This is a genomic window from Pseudoalteromonas sp. SR45-5 (assembly GCF_014163565.1).
Lineage (GTDB): Bacteria > Pseudomonadota > Gammaproteobacteria > Enterobacterales > Alteromonadaceae > Pseudoalteromonas > Pseudoalteromonas distincta.
Genome location: NZ_JACJDN010000823.1, coordinates 1 through 1448 on the forward strand (window position 1 = coordinate 1; position 1448 = coordinate 1448).

Consider the following 1448-nt stretch of genomic DNA (forward strand, 5'->3'; position numbering starts at 1 on the left):
AATTTGGCAACAACGTAATGGATGCCACACTTGCTTGGCACAAGCATATTACTGATGAAAGCGACTTAGCTGGCTTGCCAGAATCTGCTTTAGCGCTTGCAGCTGACACAGCAAAAAGTAAAGAGTTAGACGGTTGGGTATTTACCCTTGATTTCCCGTCGTATTTACCAATTATGACCTATGCAGATAACCGCGAACTCCGCAGAGAAACTTACACCGCGTTTTCTACGCGCGCATCAGATCAAGGCCCTAATGCTGGTGAATTTGATAACTCAGAGATTATGAGTGAGGAGCTTGCGCTTCGCCATGAACTTGCACAGTTACTAGGATTTAACAGCTACGCTGAAAAGTCACTGGCAACTAAAATGGCCGAAACACCAGCGCAAGTATTCTCGTTTTTAGAAGACCTTGCTGCTAAATCAAAACCACAAGCAGAACAAGAAGTGGCAGAGTTAAAAGCCTATGCTGATCAAAAACATGGTATTTCTGAATTACAGGCATGGGATTTTGGTTACTACAGCGAAAAACTTAAGCAAGAAAAATACGCTATTTCAGATGAAGTACTACGTCCTTACTTCCCTGCAAATAAAGTATTAAGTGGCTTATTCGAAACCGTTAACCGCTTATTTGGTATTAGCGTAAAAGAAGTTACTGATTTTGATACTTACCACAAAGATGTACGTTTTTTTGAAATTGTAGATAGCAGCAATACCTTACGTGGACGTTTTTATCTCGATTTATATGCACGCGACCGTAAACGCGGTGGTGCGTGGATGGACGACTGTATGGGTCGTAAAGTACGTGCTAACGGCGAACTACAAACTCCAGTGGCTTATTTAGTGTGTAATTTTAATAAAGCGGTTGGCGATAAACCTGCATTGTTTACTCATGACGAAGTGACTACCTTATTCCACGAGTTTGGTCATGGTATTCACCACATGCTTACACAAGTTGATGCTGCCCCTGTTGCGGGTATTAATGGTGTAGCGTGGGATGCGGTAGAGCTTCCTAGTCAGTTTTTAGAAAACTGGTGTTATGAAGAAGAAGCATTGAGCTTTATTTCAGGTCATTATGAAACGGGCGAGGCGTTACCTAAAGAGCTACTTGATAAGCTACTAGCGGCTAAAAACTACAACTCAGGCATGCAAATGCTACGTCAAATTGAGTTCTCGTTATTCGACTTTAAAATCCACAATGATTATAAAGCGGGTGAAGAGTGTCAAATTCAAGCCGTACTAAACGATGTGCGTAGCCGTACCTCGGTCGTTAAGCCTCCTGAGTTTAACCGTTTTCAGCATGGCTTTAGCCACATTTTTGCAGGCGGTTACAGCGCTGGTTATTACTCGTATAAATGGGCTGAAGTACTCTCTGCTGATGCTTATTCTAAATTTGAAGAAGAAGGTATTTTTAACCCGCAAACCGGTCAAGCCTTCATGCAAAATATTTTA

Annotated in this window: 1 protein-coding gene; it reads left to right on the plus strand. The window is 41.9% G+C overall.

Annotated elements, in window-relative coordinates:
* A partial coding sequence (locus H5072_RS19355; RefSeq protein WP_182694498.1) for a M3 family metallopeptidase occupies positions 1 to 1448 on the plus strand: 1448 nt, incomplete at both ends.